The organism is Rhodococcus sp. EPR-134 (genome assembly GCF_001647205.1).
Lineage (GTDB): Bacteria > Actinomycetota > Actinomycetes > Mycobacteriales > Mycobacteriaceae > Rhodococcus_F > Rhodococcus_F qingshengii.
Genome location: NZ_LVCT01000723.1, coordinates 1 through 1414, shown reverse-complemented (window position 1 = coordinate 1414; position 1414 = coordinate 1). Strand labels below are relative to the sequence as shown.

The following is a 1414-nucleotide window of genomic DNA, read 5'->3' as shown; positions in this document are numbered from 1 at the left end:
GACCACCGCGATACCCACCAGACCACCGACAAGGGCATCGATCATGCGATCGGGACCGCCGCTGCCGCCCGGCGGGATCAGCGTCGCCACCAGCACAGCCGAGTTTCCCGCCTGCATGGAGAAGATCGGCCCGCTGTTGAGAAGCACCGCGACGGACATCGCCAGCACGACAACCAAACTGATCTGCCACGGTCCGCTCCCGATACCGGAGATGATCAGATCACCGATTCCGATACCGACCGTGACTCCCGCAACCAACTCGAACGAGCGTCGTAGTCGTGCACCCAACGACAGACCGAGCGAGACCACAGCGGCAATCGGCGCGAAGAACGGCGCGTGGTGCCCGATCACCGTGGTGGCAACCCACCACGCCAATCCGGCCGCCAAGGCACATTGAATGATCGGTAGCGCCGACGTCTGAAGCCGACGCACCGATTTGCGAGCCCGGTCCTTGATGCCGGCCCGGCTCGGACGGAAACTGCTAACCGAGGCCAAGCGCTTCGGCGGCGTTGGGATCGCAGTCTTCGAGCAGATCGAGGCAACGCGCGTACTCGTCGGCTTCACCGATCGTCTTCGCGGCCTTGGCCAGGACTGCGACGCAACGCAGGAAACCACGGTTCGGTTCATGGCTGTAGGGCACGGGACCGAAACCCTTCCAACCGTTGCGACGCAGTTGGTCCAGTCCGCGGTGGTATCCGGTACGCGCGTAGGCGTAGGCCGTGATGGTTTCGCCCTTGTCCAGGGCAGCCTCGGCCAGGTAGGCCCACGCAATGGAGGCAGTGGGGTGGTCGGCCGCTACCTGGGCCGGTTCAGCGTGGTTGAGCAGTGCCGATTCCGCGTCGTCGTCGCCGGGAAGCAGAGTGGGCTTGGGTCCGAGCAGGTCACCGAATTGGGTCATGCGCTCATTGTGCCCGCTACGCCTTTCTGCCACAGGACCGCCTCGCCGACGGTCGGAGTTATGCAGGCTACATACCGGTCGTTACCCTGACATGGTCATTGCTGCATAAGACCGAAGGGTTACCCGTGCCGGACTCGAAAGACGACAACTCGAAAAAGAGCGCAGCACCGAAGGGTGCGCCCGAGAAGTCGGCCCCGACCGAACCTGCGACTGTGGCGATCCAGAAGACAGACAAGGCCTCGAAAGCGGACGGCGACGCCAAAACTGCCAGCGCACCAACCGTCGCGATCCCCAAGGCAACTCAGGCAACCACAGCAGCACCGACACCCCAGCCCAAGCCGGAGCCTGCCACCGTCGCGATTCCGAAAGCCACGCAGCCGACACCACCACCCCGGCAGGCTCCGACCCCACCACCACCGCAGCGCGCTGCGCCTCAACCACCGCAGCGCGCCGCGCCTCAACGTGTGGGTGTCGCAGCGACCCCACCGCCGGCTCAGCCGAAGCCGACTCGCATCG

At 65.1% G+C, this 1414-nt stretch carries 2 protein-coding genes and 1 pseudogene; 1 reads left to right on the top strand and 2 read right to left on the bottom strand.

Going from position 1 to position 1414, the window contains the following annotated elements; all coding sequences use genetic code 11:
• Window positions 1-456, bottom strand: a 456-nt coding sequence (locus tag A2J01_RS31330) for an FUSC family protein (RefSeq protein ID WP_442971587.1), incomplete at its 3' end; no start/stop codon positions are given.
• A gap of 25 nt (window positions 457-481) precedes the next feature.
• Entirely contained in the window at window positions 482-898 is a 417-nt protein-coding gene (locus tag A2J01_RS31325) for a DUF3151 domain-containing protein (protein ID WP_007726781.1), read from the bottom strand.
• Between the two features lie 125 nt (window positions 899-1023).
• On the opposite strand from A2J01_RS31325, the pseudogene A2J01_RS31320 reads away from it, so the two are divergent.
• Window positions 1024-1414, top strand: a pseudogene (locus tag A2J01_RS31320) (nuclear transport factor 2 family protein); the annotation flags it as partial.

Excerpts from the sequence above, each read along its gene's own strand:
- A2J01_RS31325 (WP_007726781.1), bottom strand. The coding sequence starts at position 898 with ATGACCCAATTCGGTGACCTGCTCGGACCCAAGCCCACTCTGCTTCCC.